At 59.5% G+C, this 14,178-nt stretch carries 15 protein-coding genes and 1 pseudogene; 7 read left to right on the top strand and 9 right to left on the bottom strand.

Annotation, left to right across the window (positions count from 1 at the left end):
• Nucleotides 1-51 precede the first annotated feature (51 nt).
• The 3 genes from IB249_RS09870 (at nucleotide 52) to IB249_RS09860 (ending at nucleotide 3,513) form a co-directional block, all read left to right on the top strand.
• Nucleotides 52-1,089: a LacI family DNA-binding transcriptional regulator gene (locus tag IB249_RS09870; protein WP_192304028.1), complete on the top strand. Its 1,038-nt coding sequence runs from the start codon at nucleotides 52-54 to the stop codon at nucleotides 1,087-1,089.
• Nucleotides 1,090-1,274: 185 nt separating this feature from the next.
• Nucleotides 1,275-2,627 (top strand): MFS transporter, encoded by a 1,353-nt coding sequence (locus IB249_RS09865; RefSeq protein WP_192304026.1) that lies wholly within the window; start codon nucleotides 1,275-1,277, stop codon nucleotides 2,625-2,627.
• 274 nt (nucleotides 2,628-2,901) lie between these two features.
• Nucleotides 2,902-3,513 (top strand): M15 family metallopeptidase, encoded by a 612-nt coding sequence (locus IB249_RS09860; protein ID WP_192304024.1) that lies wholly within the window; start codon nucleotides 2,902-2,904, stop codon nucleotides 3,511-3,513.
• A gap of 62 nt (nucleotides 3,514-3,575) precedes the next feature.
• On the opposite strand, the gene IB249_RS09855 is transcribed toward IB249_RS09860, so the two are convergent.
• The 5 genes from IB249_RS09855 to IB249_RS09835 all read right to left on the bottom strand — a co-directional run bounded on the left by IB249_RS09855 (nucleotide 3,576) and on the right by IB249_RS09835 (nucleotide 6,806).
• The gene (locus tag IB249_RS09855; RefSeq protein ID WP_192304022.1) at nucleotides 3,576-4,025 is read right to left on the bottom strand and encodes a carboxymuconolactone decarboxylase family protein; all 450 of its coding nucleotides are present in this window, start codon (nucleotides 4,023-4,025) and stop codon (nucleotides 3,576-3,578) included.
• A 200-nt stretch (nucleotides 4,026-4,225) separates the two neighbouring features.
• Nucleotides 4,226-4,498 carry a hypothetical protein gene (locus IB249_RS09850; RefSeq protein ID WP_192304020.1) on the bottom strand — a complete coding sequence of 91 codons (273 nt, stop codon included), beginning with the start codon at nucleotides 4,496-4,498 and terminating at the stop codon, nucleotides 4,226-4,228.
• A 358-nt stretch (nucleotides 4,499-4,856) separates the two neighbouring features.
• Complete coding sequence (locus IB249_RS09845; RefSeq protein ID WP_192304018.1) at nucleotides 4,857-5,270, bottom strand: PaaI family thioesterase; 414 nt, start codon at nucleotides 5,268-5,270, stop codon at nucleotides 4,857-4,859.
• A gap of 372 nt (nucleotides 5,271-5,642) precedes the next feature.
• Nucleotides 5,643-6,128 carry a MaoC family dehydratase gene (locus IB249_RS09840; RefSeq protein ID WP_192304016.1) on the bottom strand — a complete coding sequence of 162 codons (486 nt, stop codon included), beginning with the start codon at nucleotides 6,126-6,128 and terminating at the stop codon, nucleotides 5,643-5,645.
• Nucleotides 6,129-6,188: 60 nt separating this feature from the next.
• Complete coding sequence (locus IB249_RS09835; protein WP_192304014.1) at nucleotides 6,189-6,806, bottom strand: LysE family translocator; 618 nt, start codon at nucleotides 6,804-6,806, stop codon at nucleotides 6,189-6,191.
• A gap of 151 nt (nucleotides 6,807-6,957) precedes the next feature.
• On the opposite strand from IB249_RS09835, the gene IB249_RS09830 reads away from it, so the two are divergent.
• Nucleotides 6,958-7,410, top strand: coding sequence for an Lrp/AsnC family transcriptional regulator (locus IB249_RS09830; protein ID WP_192304012.1), 453 nt, complete (start codon nucleotides 6,958-6,960; stop codon nucleotides 7,408-7,410).
• Nucleotides 7,411-7,439: 29 nt separating this feature from the next.
• Here the strand turns inward: IB249_RS09830 and IB249_RS09825 are convergent.
• A pseudogene (locus IB249_RS09825) lies at nucleotides 7,440-7,616 on the bottom strand (isochorismatase); the annotation flags it as partial.
• A gap of 281 nt (nucleotides 7,617-7,897) precedes the next feature.
• A complete protein-coding gene (locus IB249_RS09820; protein WP_192304010.1) occupies nucleotides 7,898-9,223 on the bottom strand; it encodes a PDZ domain-containing protein in 1,326 nt (441 codons plus the stop codon).
• 277 nt (nucleotides 9,224-9,500) lie between these two features.
• Here IB249_RS09820 and IB249_RS09815 point away from each other — a divergent pair, with 277 nt between their 5' ends.
• The gene (locus IB249_RS09815; protein WP_192304008.1) at nucleotides 9,501-10,886 is read left to right on the top strand and encodes a PDZ domain-containing protein; all 1,386 of its coding nucleotides are present in this window, start codon (nucleotides 9,501-9,503) and stop codon (nucleotides 10,884-10,886) included.
• 117 nt (nucleotides 10,887-11,003) lie between these two features.
• Here the strand turns inward: IB249_RS09815 and IB249_RS09810 are convergent, their stop codons facing one another.
• Nucleotides 11,004-11,837 (bottom strand): hypothetical protein, encoded by an 834-nt coding sequence (locus tag IB249_RS09810; RefSeq protein WP_192304006.1) that lies wholly within the window; start codon nucleotides 11,835-11,837, stop codon nucleotides 11,004-11,006.
• A 195-nt stretch (nucleotides 11,838-12,032) separates the two neighbouring features.
• Here IB249_RS09810 and IB249_RS09805 point away from each other — a divergent pair, with 195 nt between their 5' ends.
• The gene (locus tag IB249_RS09805) at nucleotides 12,033-12,362 is read left to right on the top strand and encodes a hypothetical protein (protein WP_192304004.1); all 330 of its coding nucleotides are present in this window, start codon (nucleotides 12,033-12,035) and stop codon (nucleotides 12,360-12,362) included.
• A 15-nt stretch (nucleotides 12,363-12,377) separates the two neighbouring features.
• On the opposite strand, the gene IB249_RS09800 is transcribed toward IB249_RS09805, so the two are convergent.
• Nucleotides 12,378-13,274 carry an AraC family transcriptional regulator gene (locus tag IB249_RS09800; protein WP_192304002.1) on the bottom strand — a complete coding sequence of 299 codons (897 nt, stop codon included), beginning with the start codon at nucleotides 13,272-13,274 and terminating at the stop codon, nucleotides 12,378-12,380.
• 138 nt (nucleotides 13,275-13,412) lie between these two features.
• Between IB249_RS09800 and IB249_RS09795 the strand changes: the two genes are divergently transcribed.
• Nucleotides 13,413-14,156, top strand: coding sequence for an SDR family NAD(P)-dependent oxidoreductase (locus IB249_RS09795; protein WP_192304000.1), 744 nt, complete (start codon nucleotides 13,413-13,415; stop codon nucleotides 14,154-14,156).
• The last annotated feature ends 22 nt before the right edge of the window (nucleotides 14,157-14,178 follow it).

Genomic DNA, 14,178 nt, shown 5'->3' with positions numbered 1-14,178 from the left:
TGGCGTTGAATTCCAGGGTCCGCCGGTCATTTTCAGCAAAACAGGACGTTCATGAGTTACGAGGAATCAGGCAAAACCACCACGCCGCCGCGCATGGCCGACGTTGCCAAACTGGCCGGTGTCTCGAAGATGACGGTGTCCCGGGTCCTGGCCGGTCGCGACGTGTCGGAGCGCACGCAAAAGCTTGTCCACGAGGCGATTGAAACCCTTGGCTATCTGCCTGATGCCTCGGCGGGCACCCTGGCCACCGGGCGCTCGGAATTCATCGTGGCGCTGGTGCCGTCGTTGGCGAGCTCGAACTTTGCCGACACCGTGCGCGGTCTCAATGATGCCGTCAGCGAACACGGCCTGTGCCTGCTGTTGGGGGACACCGATTACCACCTGGAGCAGGAGGCCTTGCTGGTCCGCACGCTGTTGCGCCATCGGCCGGTGGGGGTGATGCTGACCGGCAGCGCGCACCTGGACGAAACCCGCAAACTGCTGCGCCAGGCACAAGTGCCCGTGGTCGAGACCTGGGACATTCCAGAGGACCCTATCGAGCAATCGGTGGGGTTCAGCAACGTGGCCGCCGCCGCCGCACTCTACGAACACCTGCATCGGCAGGGCTACCGGCGCATTGGCTACATCGGCGGTGCCTCGGTACTCGACCACCGTGGCCAGCAACGTCAGCAAGGCTACCTCCAGGCGGTCGCGGCATTGGGGGCAGGGGAGCCTCGGGTGATGGAGTATGGCGAGTCGCCCATCACCATGAGCCATGGTGGCGAGTCGGTGGAACGGCTGCTGGAAAAGTGGCCGGACACCGAGGCGGTCATGTGCGTCAGTGACCTGTCGGCGTTCGGCGCCATCATGGAGTGCCATCGACAGGGGCGACGCGTCCCCGATGACATCGCGATCGCCGGTTTCGGTGATTTCGAAGTCTCGCGCTATTGCACGCCGACCATCACCACCGTCTCGGTCGATCCCTATCGCATCGGCCGGCGCGCCGGTGAATTGCTGGTGGCCAGTGCCGACGCACAGCGCCTTGGGCTGCCACGTCCGCGGGCGTCCGACGTCGTCGAATTCAAAATCCTGGCGCGCGAAAGCACCTGAATTTTTTTAACCGGGGCGGCTTGCTTTGCCCCGGAACTAATGGCTAAATTAAAAATGTTACCGGTAACAGGCTAACTTGCAGATTCCTTTTATCCCTGCCGATGGGCTCAGGTCACTCCAGGGAACTCAAGGTCGCAAGCCAAAACAAAAACAATCGGCATGACGACATGCCTTGAGGTCAACACATGGAATCAGTATCTCAGCGTCCTCTCGCAGGAGAGGGCTCGGCGGAGCTTACCTCCGAGGATCGTACCTACCGCAAGGTCATCCTGCGCATCCTGCCGATCCTGCTGTTCTGCTACATGGCGGCGTACCTGGATCGGGTCAACATCGGCTTTGCCAAGCTCGATATGCTCAACGACCTGCAATTCAGCAACACCGTCTACGCCTTGGGTGCGAGCATTTTCTTCTGGGGTTATTTCCTCTTCGAAGTCCCCAGCAACCTGTTCCTGCATCGGTTTGGCGCGCGGCTCTGGATCGCCCGCATCATGATCAGCTGGAGCATCGTCTCCATGGCCGTCGCGTTTACCGTGCCGCTGGCCAAGTTCTTCCACATCGAATCGGAAACCATGTTCTACGTGCTGCGCTTCCTGCTGGGGATCTGCGAAGCCGGTTTCTTCCCGGGGGTGATTCTCTACCTCAACTACTGGTTCCCGACGCACCGTCAGAGCCGGGTCATGGCGGGCTTCCTGATGGCCATGCCGATCAGCCTGACCCTGGGCGGGATTCTGTCCGGGTGGTTGATGGGGGCGATGCAGGGTGTGCATGGCATGGCCGGCTGGCAGTGGATGCTGATCATCGAAGGCATCCCGTCGCTGATCATGGCCGTCATCGTGGTGACCTTGCTGGTCGACAAGATCGACAACGCCAAGTGGCTGACGGCCGCTGAAAAGAACATGCTCAAGAACAACCTCGACCGCGATAACAGCTCCAAGGCTTCCAGCCTTCGGGATGTGATTTTCAACGGTCGCGTGTGGTTGCTGGTGCTGATCCTGCTGACCTTCAACACCGGGTTCTACGGGTTGGCGTTCTGGATGCCGACGATCATCAAGGCCACGGGTATCTCCAACACCCTGCACATCGGTTTGCTGACGGCGATTCCGTACGCCACGGCCATCGTCGCCATGACCCTCAACGCCTGGCACTCCAACAAAACCGGCGAGCGCCGCTACCACGCGGCCATTCCAGCGTTCATCGGCGGGATCGGCCTGATCTGCAGCGCGATCTTCGCCCACAACCTGCCGGTGTCGATCTTCTTCCTCAGCGTGTCCGCCTCCGGCCTGCTGAGCCTGATGCCGATCTTCTGGACATTGCCGGGCACCGTGCTGTCGGGCGTGGCCGCCGCGGCGGGCATTGGCATGATCAACGCCATCGGCAACCTCTCGGGGTTCACCGGTTCCATGATCACCGCCACGGCCGAAACACTGACCGGCGACATCAACAACGGCACCTATGTGCTGGGGGCCTGCCTGCTGGTGAGCTGCGCGCTGATCCTGCTGATTCCGAAAGCGATGCTGGCCAAGGACAGCAAGAACTGACGGGCTGTCGAGGAGCGCATTGATCTCCTTCGATGAATAAAAAAAACGGGCGCCTCGGCGCCCGTTTTTCATACCGCCATTTCTGCCGTCACCGCCACCCGATCCCCTCGATAACGTGCACGTAAAACCTGGTAGCGATTCTCGGATTCTTGTTGTTGGCGGCATTATTTACAGTCGTTGCGTCGCGGATATTCAGCAGGTTGCCGGACGTTCGTCGATTGCCCCGAAACCTGTTCTCGGGGGATATGAATCGCCTCAACAAAGGAATGCAACCATGACCATTGAAAACATCATAAGCGCGGTTCAACGCCGCTTGGGTCTCCATGTGGATGGCCGGGCAGGGCCGAAAACCTGGGAGGCCATTCACGTCGCGCTCATGGCTCCGGGTCAGGGTGCCAACGACGGTGCAGCGCCAACCGACATTCAGCCGGTCGACTCGCGCAGCGAAAAAAACATTGCGACCCTGCTGCCCGAAGTCCAGCCGCTCGCTCGAGCGCTGGTTCACAAGGCCGCCCTCAGGGGCATACAAATCAAGATCATCAATGGTTTCAGGACGTATCAAGAGCAGGACCAACTCTATGCGCAAGGGCGTACTGCACCGGGCAAAAGAGTGACCAATGCCAAGGGCGGCTTTTCCAACCACAATTTCGCCATTGCCTTCGATGTCGGGGTGTTTGAAGGTGGCAAGTACCTGCCGGAATCACCCCACTACAAAACGGTGGGGCTGCTGGGTGAGGAACTCGGGCTGGAGTGGGGAGGCAGTTGGGAAACCATCGTCGACCTGCCGCATTTTCAGCTCAGACCCAGCTGGGCCACCGAGTGCGACGAAACCTTCATGGCTGAGCTCAGAAGGCGCGTTGCCGAAGGTGAACCCTTGTATGCCTGAAGCGCAGAACCGTTCGGGTACTGCACTCTTGTGCACGCAACCCCATGGCACGACCACGAGCATCAGGCTTTGGCGGCAGGCTTCAACCGGAAAGTGATACCCATTCGATTGAAGGCATTCATGGCGGCGATGGTCGCCGTGAGGTCCACCAGATCCCTGGGTTCGAATACGGCTGAGGCCGCCGCATAGGCTTCGTCGGACACATGTGTTTCTCCCAACCGCGTGACTTCTTCTGCCCAAGCCAAGGCGGCGCGTTCCTGATCAGAGAACAGATACGCCGCTTCGTGCCAGGCCGGTACCAAAAGTACCTTGTCTACCGACATGTACTCTTTGATCAGGTCTCGGGAGTGCAGGTCGATGCAATAGGCACAGCCGTTGATTTGCGATACCCGCAGAAATACCAGATGGATCAACGAGGGTGGCAGATTCGTGCCAGTGGTGATGTAGTTGTGCAGGCCCATCATGGCTTTCGCCGCGCCCGGGGATACTTCAAACCAATTTGCACGAGACATGGAGGCTCCTCAGCCACGAAAAAGGGGACGGCCTCGGATTGATGGAAGCCGCTTATCCTGACAGTGACCGAGTTTAACGGCGCAGTGGGTCAGGGTATTGATCCAGTATTCTGGTTTTTTATTGGTCCACTTCCGGCCGAGCGGGCAGCCAGTGAATCGTCATAGCTAAAAAAAACGGGCGCCTCAGCGCCCGTTTTCCTTTACCCCTTGGCTTCCGCCCGCAATCGCCGCCCCACCACATCCATCAAGTCACAGCCGTCGCGCAGCGGAATGGCCAGCAGCTGTGAAAAGTCCTTGAGCACCACCGTGTCGCAACCGAGTTCAGCGCGAAAGGCGATGTTTTCCAGCACCTGCGTGACCGTGCGGATGCGGTAATCGGCAGCGGCTTGCAGGACGTCGAGTGGAGCCTGGGTGTCGATGAGCAGAGAGGCCGGGATCAGGTCGATGCCGGTGAGGGGGAGGTATCTTTCCATGGGTAAAGCCTCATTCAGATAGTTGAGACCACCAGTAGATCGTCGCCAAGCGAATGGGTGGCAGCTGTGCGCAGGTTGGCGAACCGGGAATGAGTAACCGGCAGACCCGAGGGCCTCCCACGCACAACCGCCATGGTGCTGCGGTTTGCACGTGCGATGGCGCCTGCAAATGAGCAGGACACCTTCGCACTCATTACGCGGGTCGCCAAACCCGAATCGCCTTTTGGGGCGACGCGGTGGACTTTAACGTTCATGGGCGGGGTAGGGTAGGTGATGGATTCTGAGGTTTTTGTAGGATGATTTATAACGTCCTAGGACCGTTGGGTCAGGGTGTTGAAATCGTTGGACTATTACGCCTTCAACTCATTGGCACAGCAAACACCGCACTGGCGCGCGCAACGTTTCGCTCACCGACATGCAAGCTGACAGCCGCGAATGCCAGTTGCCGTCCTTTTTTCGAGTACTCGAGCCGCACTTGCAGCCACTCATTCATGTGTACGGCGCCCAGATAATCCAGGGTCATGCTCGCCGTGATCAACGGCTGCGGAGGGTCGCAGGAAAATGCCATGGCGTAACCCATCCCCACATCGGCTAATGTTGCCAACACACCGCCATGCAACGTGCCGCGGCCGTTGGCATGGCGTGAATCAGTCAATAATCCCAGTTCCAACTCCAGCCCCTGGCCCCTCGCGTAGATCGGGCCAAGCAAATCCAGCAACGGACTGCTGCGGGTAAACGGAGTGAAACCCTCGGGAATGGATGTGGTGTTCATGGTCCCTCCTCGTGTCGGCTGATAACCCACGTCATCGACCTGAATACATCGACGCCACTCGGGTTTATTCGTCATCGCGCCATAGGGAAAGGACTATACGTATGCGGAATTGGCAGCGATAACCGGGTGCCCTGAAGGGCAACGCCGACACGCAAGGCGCTACCAGGATGTTCTGATTCGAAACTGCTGACGATACGGCCGACAGCGATTTTGTGGTGACACTTGAGATTTTCTGTGGGTAAAAACGTATGTTCTGCCATAAGCAGACACTCATGAATGATTGCTTTCGACCCATAGCTGACTGTCGCGTACGGATTTGATTCAACCTGCAGGCTCACTGAGGGAGCACCACTTAGCACTCATTTCAGGACATCAAGTCGCGGTCACGGCAGCTCCGTTTGTGTGATCGCCTTCAGCAAGCATTTGCTTAAGGCGGTCACGCTCTTCGGCTCCAGGCAGGAGGCCAGTCGTCGTTGCCTCCAGCACCAGGATGCCCTGCGAATTGAGTATCTTGACTTCAGCTTTTGCGTGACCACGCTCATCGATGTCGCAGATGAGCCAATGGCAAGTAATGTGTTCATCGGCATAAACCGGTCGTTTGAACTCGAAATTCATCCCGGTTGCCAGCCAGCCGATTTGCCCGCCTATTTCGGTAACCAGGCTGGCAGTCAGTAGGCCGTGGGCAATGGGCGCCTTGAACCTGCGCAATTGCGCGTAGTTCGCATCGCAGTGAACCGGGTTGTAGTCTCGAGAGATCTGCGCGAACTGATGGATGTCAGCCGCTGAAAAACAGCGGACTATCGTGAACCGGTCGCCGACCCGAAGACCTTCAGCGGCAAGTTCCCTAAGGCTTTTCATAACGGCTCCTGGCAGCAACGGGCTGCGATTTAAAGGTCAGGCACATCTCGCTCAAGGGGGTCACCCCCGCATCTGTTCGATCAGCAGCACCAGCGCGATGACGATCATCGCAGCCCCCGAGAAACGGCTGACCCATTGAGCGGCACCAGGGCGCGCCCCAAGAATGACTCGCGAACCAAATCCCACCAGCAGGTAGATCAGGCCACAACTGACAGTGTGCAGGAATCCGAGCGCAATCATCTGCATCGGCACCGGCCAGGGAGCGGTAGCGTCGGCGAATTGAGGTAAGAGCGCCAGAAACAGCAGGAACACTTTCGGATTCATCCCGCTCACGCACAGTCCCTTGAACGCCCAGTTTTTCCATGTGCCGGGTTCCTGGGTCTCATCGGCGCAGGCCGTGGCTGGACGGGTCAGCATGTTGGTGCCCAACCAAAGCAGATAACCCGCCCCAGCCACCGTAAGGGCAGACAAGACCCCAGGGCGGTTGGCGACGAGCGTGCCAACTCCTCCGGCAACAATCAGCGTTGCAAGCAAATGGCCGGATAACAGTCCGCCGATGGCGGGCAGGAGAACTCGGTGTTTCAAGCCTGCAGAGATCGCGTAGGCCCAATCGGCTCCGGGCGTGATGATGAACAGCATCGACACTGCCCAGAATGCAACGAAAACACTGAGGGTCATGGGGCTCCTCGCTCCTTGAATCAAATGCGCCCCTGCATCGTTTGTGAGCGGAGCGTGGCAATGAATGTCAGGAGGAAGAATAGTGAAAAATCGTTAGAATTTACTTTCAAAGATACTCATCATGGCGTCTGTGATTGGGAGAATTTTCTGTATGGACAGAATTGATCGAAAGATTCTTGCGGAGTTGCAAAAGGATGGTCGCCTGTCCGTCACCGAACTGGCCGAGCGTGTGGGCCTTAGCCTTTCCCCATGCCATCGGCGAGTCCGGGCATTGGAGGAGTCGGGCGTATTAATGGGCTATCGCGCACAGCTCGATCCCGCGGCTCTCGGTCTGAATTTTTCCGCCATGGTGTTTGCAACGCTTCGCGAGGGTGACCGGCAAGCAGTCGAAGCTTTCGAAACCGCGCTTGTCGAAATACCGCAGGTGGTCGATGCCCAGCGTCTTTTTGGGGAGCCCGACTACCTGCTGCATGTGATCACGCAGGATCTGCCGGCCTTCCAGAGGCTTTACGATGAGTGCCTTTCGACGTTACCCAATGTGCAACGGTTGACCTCGACTCTCGTCATGAAACGGGTCGTCCAGGACAGGCCACTTCCCTTGTGAGGCCAGTCCGCATGTGGTTCTTTGGCTTTTTATTCGCCGAAGGCCTCCGTGAGCACTTGAACCAACTTGCCGCCTTCTGGTGTGGCCCAACTGCCCGCCAGTTCGGCGAACAATTGTTTGGTGGTGGTCAGCGTCACACCGGCTTTGTCCATACGGCGTAAGGCAATGTCATTCGCCCTGGCTGTCGGCGACGCGCCGCCATCGGAACTGGTTGATCATGAGTACCTACGCCTGCGTGGCCAAGGTGCAGGTCATTGGACGCTGTCTTGCGCTTCTGAGAGGGAGGGAGTTCTGCGGGAAGAGCTTGAGTGCGCATAGTGTCCAGGGCGCATGCTGGCTTCTGGCCGATTTCTGCCGTTAACGGGATGCAATCGACCCGGAGCAGTTTGGCCCGTCTATGAAATGTGGCGATTGATGTAGGAGGCGAAGTAAATGAGCATTCCGAGCCCGTCTTGAAGGACGAGCTCGAATACATTTCGTACATAGCCTAGAGCGAACCGTTGTTCAACACTACCTTCAGTTCCTTCCTGGCCTGGGCGCGCCACACCACCACCTTGGTGCCATAGCCCTTGCGGGTTTTCGCCGCAACGGTTGCGAAGTCCTCTGGCGAGGTGACGTCCTGCCCAGACACTTCCAGGATTACGTCCAGCGCCTTCAGGCCGGCTCGCTCGGCCTGGCCGCCCTTGCTGGTTTCGACGATCCAGGCGCCTTTGGCCTCAGGCAGCCCTACGGCCTTGGCGTAGTCGGGGGTGAGGGTTGCCAGCTGCATGTCCAGCAAGCGTGATGCCGGTGCAGTTTTCGCCGTACTGGCGGTGCTCGTCGGGGACGCTTGTGGCGGGCCCATCACAACGGGCACTTCGATGAAACCGTTGTTACGCCAGACCTTGAACACCGGGCTCGCACCGGTGGGTAGCTTGCCGGTGGCGACCAGCAGGTCGACATTGTCGGCCACTGGCGTCGTGCCGACCGCGACCACCACGTCGGCGAACTGCAGGCCCGCACGCTCGGCGTTGCCACCAGGGACCAGACCCTCGACCGAGGCGCCCTGGAGCGGCAGGTTCAGGCGCTGGGCCTTGATCGGATCCATGGGGCTGGTATAGGCGCCGGTTCGGCCGATGCCATTGGAAGTGAATGCGGGGCAGTCGCGGCTGTCGAGCACCTGACGCAGCGCCACTCGCTTGTAGGCGCCCCAGGCCTGGATCTCGGGAACTTTCGTCGTTTCCATCGCCCTGCTGTAGAGCATTGCCTGGTGCAGGTAGTCGCATGAGCGGTTCTGGTACGTCTCCGGCCGCTCTCGGGCAATCCACTGCGTCAGCGACATCTGTGCGCCGCCCTTCGTGGAGACTGTGCCCCAGCCTGCCGACGGGTTGGCCAGGACTGCGGCAAAGCTCGCCGGATCACGTTCGATCGCTGGCGTAGCGCTGGCGGCGGGTGCTGCTGTCGTCGCCACGGTCGTATCGGGCAGCGGACAGTTCTTTTCCTGGACGACCTGTTGCACCGCTTCCGTGGCCGGCTTTCCGCCCCAGCTATTCGGGTCCCGGGCAATGGACGCCATGCGTTCAGGCCAGAACGCGGTGATCTGCGCGCAGGTCTCGCCACGGTACTGTGCAAGAAAAGTATTCTTGAGGTTGGTGTTGAGTTCCGCCTGAACTTGCGCCGCGTACTCGTCAGGGTCCGGGCCGGCGGCGTACATGATCGGATCGGCGATCAGAGAAACCGGATCGAGCACGCAGCCGCTCGAAAGCGCGACTGTGCCGCCGAGCGCAACTGCGCGCGCCGCAGCGATAAAACCGCTGGTGAAATTGTTGTTCAAGTTGACACCCTCCCCAAGGCAGGCTGCCATCATCTCCTATGCACTGAAGGGCAAGCTAGTGGGCCCGAGTCGATCCGTCAGATTTATTTGCAGCAACGGCAGTTGTCGGATTTACAGGCGCCAGAAAAACGTAGTGGCGTAAAGCCTTTTGCTGGACTAGCTTAGCGGCCAGCCCACTCCGTCCCGTGTTTGCAAGGCACTCAAAAGGAACGCGGGTGGTTTTTCAGCACAGGTCGATCATGAAGGGGAGCGCAGGGCAATGGGTGGAGCAAGGCGGATGGCATTGCAGCTGGGTATCGTGGCGCTTGCCGGCGGCCTATTGAGCGGCTGCGTGGCGCAGGTGGCTCACGCCGTGTTTTCGCCAATGCTGACCTCGGCTAGCGAGGCGAGCCAGACACCCGAGAGCGTGGGCATCACCACCTCGACCTGGCGCGGCAAGACCTGCGAGGAACTGACGTCGAGCTACGACTATATGAGCGACACCCAGCGCAAGACCGCCGCCTCCGGGGATGCGCACATGGCCAAGGTGCACGGGTGGCAGGTCGATGCCATCCAGCAGGTACGCAACGAGCAGGGTTGCCTGAGTGGCAACGGCGCTGCCGACCATACACGTCATACCCAGATCGCCACCTATGGCTACTGCCTCGAAGTCACCGAGGAACATCAGTACCTGACCTCCGTGTTCCGCTACACCGATTACTTCGCCGATAGTGGCGCCGCCGAGACGGCGGCCTTTAACGCCATGTTGCGCTCGGCCTATGGTCTCGCAGCGAACCGTGGCGTCTGCGTCATGGAAGACAGCCAGGCCAAGGCTCAGGCGGCGGTCGAACGGGTGGCGGGTTATACCAACCTGCAACTGTCCCGAGACACGATCCGTATCAACTGGGCGCCACCACCGATTGCCAAGTCAGCGCCGACGCCGGTTGCCGCGCCGCTGAAAACGACCACGCCGACTGCCGAGGTGGGCAACTCGCTGGGGCTGAAACTGCAAGCGCCCGGTCCTGAGCTGATCAAGGCCCTGGGGCTGGAAAGTGGCGAGGGTGCTTGGGTCATCAGTGTCGCTGCGGGAAGTGCGGCGGCCGAGGCGGGGATCAAGCCGATGGACGTCATTCTCGACGTGTCCGGGCAAGTCGTCAGCCGGCCCGGCGATGTGCAGGCCATCATCGGGAAGATGCGCGCCGGGTACAAGTCGAGCATGACGGTATGGCGCAATCGGGCCAGTCGCGAGCTAGCCCTGGTCGTTCCTGCCGGGGTGAGTGCGTCGGTGCCGCAGATCAAGCCGGCCGCGCTGGTCCAGGAACAACCTACCGCAGCGCCGGTGGATGCCCGTTATTGCAGTGCGGTGCTGGCTACCCAGCACACCTATGGCTCGACCGTCAGCCCGGTGAAACTCATCCCGGGAGCGGCGAAGGATATCCAATCGGCGCTCAGGAGCTACGTCGCCAAGGTGAAGCAGGCGCAACCTGGGCTCTGGGGGGAGTTGGCGGTGAATACGCTGGTCTGCCAGCCAGGTGCGGTGGTCTGCAGCGCCGAAGGGGAGGGGCCGAGCGGGAAGACCCAGAATGCGTTCGTGTTCTGTCATGCGACCCAGGCGCAGGCGGATATGCAAGTGGCGGAGATGAGGAAGGGCGATCCGCAGGCGGTGGTGGTTGATTGGCCGTGATGGGGTGAGTTCGGGTTACGCGAGCCAAACTCAGTGCAGCCAGGATTACGCGCGCCTGTTCTGCTTGCGGCCGGCAAAGGACACCGCACGAATCAGGGGAGCGAGTGGAACCCCAAGTCATTGAGGGCTAGCTGATGCGTGCTCAAACCCTGCAGTTCTGGCTTGTGGCTTGCTACGAAACATCACGATTTTTGGGTGCGTATCGATATAACGACGTATTTCCAGCGGTGTCGTCAGCGCAGTGTGCCCATAGATTTCGTCCAGCACGACCAGGGTCTCGGCGATTTTACGATTTCTGCAATACACCGGAATCGCTTGGGAATTTTTAAAATGCTCCTGCTGCAGCAGTGCCACCAGCCATAACGTTGGCCGCCACCAATCGTATGCGAAGTCGCAGTGTTTGATGACCATTGACGAAGACTTGCGCTGTGCCAGCAATGCAAAGAAGTTGAGCACGTTGTCCAGCATCAATCGATCAGCCCGGTCCGCTTGCTCGATCTGAGCGTCGTTGAGGTTCGCCTTCGACTCATCGAGTGCACGCAGGATGGGAATGACTGTTTCGGGAAAAGGTAATTGGTCCACGGCGTATAGTCGACTGGCTAGAAAATGCGCGTACTTCTCGTCCTGCACGCCAGCCAGCAGAGCACGAAATGCGCCGTTCTTGACCTCCTGGAACTCTTGAGAGGTGAACGTTTGAAACAAATCGAATATGGAACGTTCGATTTCTTCACGTCTTGCATGTTTGGCCTCTTCGGCCTGGAAGAGCAAAGTGATGATCACTCCGCCAAAAGCCAGCGCCGTAAAAAGAACGTTCAGTCCGTTGTAGACAGAGCCTACGGGTTCGCTGAAAGCCCCGCCTGGAAGCGCTTTCGATACAGGCCACGCCATTGCCCACACCGAGATGATGAAAACCATCACGGCCAAACCGATCAGTCTGTTTTTTGAAAACATGCGCGTCTCCTGTCGCAAATTACGCTGGGATTCCTTTCCAGAAGTTTTTACTCAGGTCGGGGGGATTTTTCGGGAGCGTACAGATCCGGTTGTCGCCCGTCTACGAACGGTCGGGCCAGTAACAGATTTTCACGGCTGATCACTTTCGACCAGAAGCAGTCAACCAGATCCTGCCTCTCGCCGAGCGGACACACCATGCTTTGGGTATCTCCCGTCGAAGGGAAGCTGCTGGCCAATGGCGAAGAACTTCAGCCTGAAGAGTTGGTGGCATTCGAACACTCCAGCCAGTCGGTCCACTTCGAAGCGGTTTCTGATACTCAGTTCATTCTCGGATCAGCCGTGCCTCACAAGCACGATCTTGCCCTGGGCTATTACGCCGTGCACACCCCACCGCAGGCGCTGAAGGTCGGAGAGACTCACATCCAGGCCCTCGGCAAACGCCCGGTCGAAGAAGGTCGCCTTCACCGCCAGGATGTCCGGCGTTTGACCTTTGAGCAAGCCTGCCTCTGCTGCCAGTCACAGTGACCTGCGGTATGCCGCTCAATCGCCTCCAACGGCTCTCACTTGCGCATGGATTTTGCTCGCATCCTGTGCCGGGGGAAGCCCAAACACCTTTGCGTAGTCCCGGCTGAACTGGGTTGCGCTTTCGTACCCGACCTCGAATGCAGCGGCCATGACACTCTTTGCATTCGTCACCATCAGTGTTCTGGCCTGGAGCAGGCGCACGCGTTTCTGATATTGCAACGGACTGAGGTTGGTCACGGCCTTGAAGTGGCGGTGAAACGCCGAGACGCTCATCGACGCTCGTTCGGCCAGGCGCTCGACGCCGATGGGTTGGGCAAAGTCCTGACGGATCCACTGTACTGCAAGGTTTACTCGGGCCATCGCGCTGTCGGGCGCCGCGATCTCTCGCAGCATCCAGCCAAGGGGGCCCTGAAGCACGCGGAAGATGATCTCCCGCTCGTAGACCGGGGCCAGCGCTGCGATGGCAGCCGGATCGCCCATGAGTCTGAGCATGCGCACCCAGGCGTCCATGAGGTCAGTGTTCATGGACGCGACTGAAAAGCCAGGCGTGTGATCGACGCGACTGGCAGGTTTGGGCAGGTCGGCGAACAGGGTGGATAACACCGTTGGGTCGAGCGTCAGGCTGACGGCCAGATAGGGCTCTCCGGTTTCGGCAGGGTGTACCGAACCCACGGCAGGCAGGTCGATGGACATGACGAAATAGGTCGCGGGGTCATACCGCAGGGTGCGGTCACCCACGGTCATGCTTTTGCTGCCTTGCAGAATCACGTTGATCATCGGGTCATAGACCGCCGCGAGCATGTGCTCGGGGATCTTGCCCTTGACCATGGCCACACGCGGAATACCGGTTTCCGTACGCCGGTTTTCCGCCTTGGCCGCGAGTGACCTGAGTTCGTTCAGTTGATTGTCCATGGCTTGCATGCTGAGGGCAGACGCGAGTGTGCTGCAAGCAAAAAGCAGAAACAGGCAGGATTCGAGCAGAAACGGATGCGCTCCGGTTGGTAAGGCTCAGTACGCTGGGTTCTCATTCGAAGCACAGAGGAACAGCGCATGAGCGTCATTGTCATTACAGGTGGGAGTCGCGGCATCGGGGCCAGCGCCGCCGAGCATATTGCGCAGCGCGGTATGGGTGTCATCCTGACCTACAACAGTCATCCAGAAGCAGCCGCCTCCGTCGTGGAGCGTATTGAGCAGGCGGGAGGCAAGGCAGTTGCGCTCAAGCTCGATGTGGCTGACGTTACAGGTTTCTCCGGGTTTCGCGAGTCTGTGACACGTGCCTTGCGCGAGATGTGGGGCCTCACCACCCTCAGTGGCCTGGTCAACAATGCCGGGTATGGTCTGTTCGAACCCTTGGCCAGCATCAGCGAAGCGCAGTTTGACGGCCTGTTCAATGTGCATCTCAAAGGCCCGTTTTTCCTCACGCAGACATTGCTGCCGCTGCTGGCGGACGGCGCGAGTATCGTCAACCTGACCAGCGCGACCACTCGTGTCGCCACGGCGGGTGTTGCGCCTTATGCGGCGTTCAAGGGCGGACTCGAAGTGCTCACCCGTTACATGGCCAAAGAATTTGGCGAACGACGGATTCGCGCCAACGCCGTGTCCCCCGGCGCGATCCGTACCGAACTTGGCGGCGGCTTGAACGACGAGTTCGAGGCTTTGCTGGCGGGGCAGACTGCGCTGGGCAGGGTGGGTGAGCCGGAGGACGTCGCGCGCGTGATTGCCAGTTTGCTGTCGCTGGACGGTAACTGGATCAATGCCCAGACCATCGAAGTCGCTGGCGGCTACAACATCTGAGCCGCTTGCAGCTACACCATTT

The sequence above is a fragment of the Pseudomonas sp. PDM04 genome, from assembly GCF_014851765.1.
Classification (GTDB): Bacteria; Pseudomonadota; Gammaproteobacteria; order Pseudomonadales; family Pseudomonadaceae; genus Aquipseudomonas.
Note: the sequence above shows the minus strand (reverse complement) of the source record. Positions and strands in the feature narration are given on the sequence as shown.

Coding starts and splice junctions, on each gene's coding strand:
- IB249_RS09870 (WP_192304028.1), top strand. CDS start 52: ATGAGTTACGAGGAATCAGGCAAAACCACCACGCCGCCGCGCATGGCC.
- IB249_RS09865 (WP_192304026.1), top strand. CDS start 1,275: ATGGAATCAGTATCTCAGCGTCCTCTCGCAGGAGAGGGCTCGGCGGAG.
- IB249_RS09860 (WP_192304024.1), top strand. CDS start 2,902: ATGACCATTGAAAACATCATAAGCGCGGTTCAACGCCGCTTGGGTCTC.
- IB249_RS09855 (WP_192304022.1), bottom strand. CDS start 4,025: ATGTCTCGTGCAAATTGGTTTGAAGTATCCCCGGGCGCGGCGAAAGCC.
- IB249_RS09850 (WP_192304020.1), bottom strand. CDS start 4,498: ATGGAAAGATACCTCCCCCTCACCGGCATCGACCTGATCCCGGCCTCT.
- IB249_RS09845 (WP_192304018.1), bottom strand. CDS start 5,270: ATGAACACCACATCCATTCCCGAGGGTTTCACTCCGTTTACCCGCAGC.
- IB249_RS09840 (WP_192304016.1), bottom strand. CDS start 6,128: ATGAAAAGCCTTAGGGAACTTGCCGCTGAAGGTCTTCGGGTCGGCGAC.
- IB249_RS09835 (WP_192304014.1), bottom strand. CDS start 6,806: ATGACCCTCAGTGTTTTCGTTGCATTCTGGGCAGTGTCGATGCTGTTC.
- IB249_RS09830 (WP_192304012.1), top strand. CDS start 6,958: ATGGACAGAATTGATCGAAAGATTCTTGCGGAGTTGCAAAAGGATGGT.
- IB249_RS09815 (WP_192304008.1), top strand. CDS start 9,501: ATGGCATTGCAGCTGGGTATCGTGGCGCTTGCCGGCGGCCTATTGAGC.
- IB249_RS09810 (WP_192304006.1), bottom strand. CDS start 11,837: ATGTTTTCAAAAAACAGACTGATCGGTTTGGCCGTGATGGTTTTCATC.
- IB249_RS09805 (WP_192304004.1), top strand. CDS start 12,033: ATGCTTTGGGTATCTCCCGTCGAAGGGAAGCTGCTGGCCAATGGCGAA.
- IB249_RS09800 (WP_192304002.1), bottom strand. CDS start 13,274: ATGGACAATCAACTGAACGAACTCAGGTCACTCGCGGCCAAGGCGGAA.
- IB249_RS09795 (WP_192304000.1), top strand. CDS start 13,413: ATGAGCGTCATTGTCATTACAGGTGGGAGTCGCGGCATCGGGGCCAGC.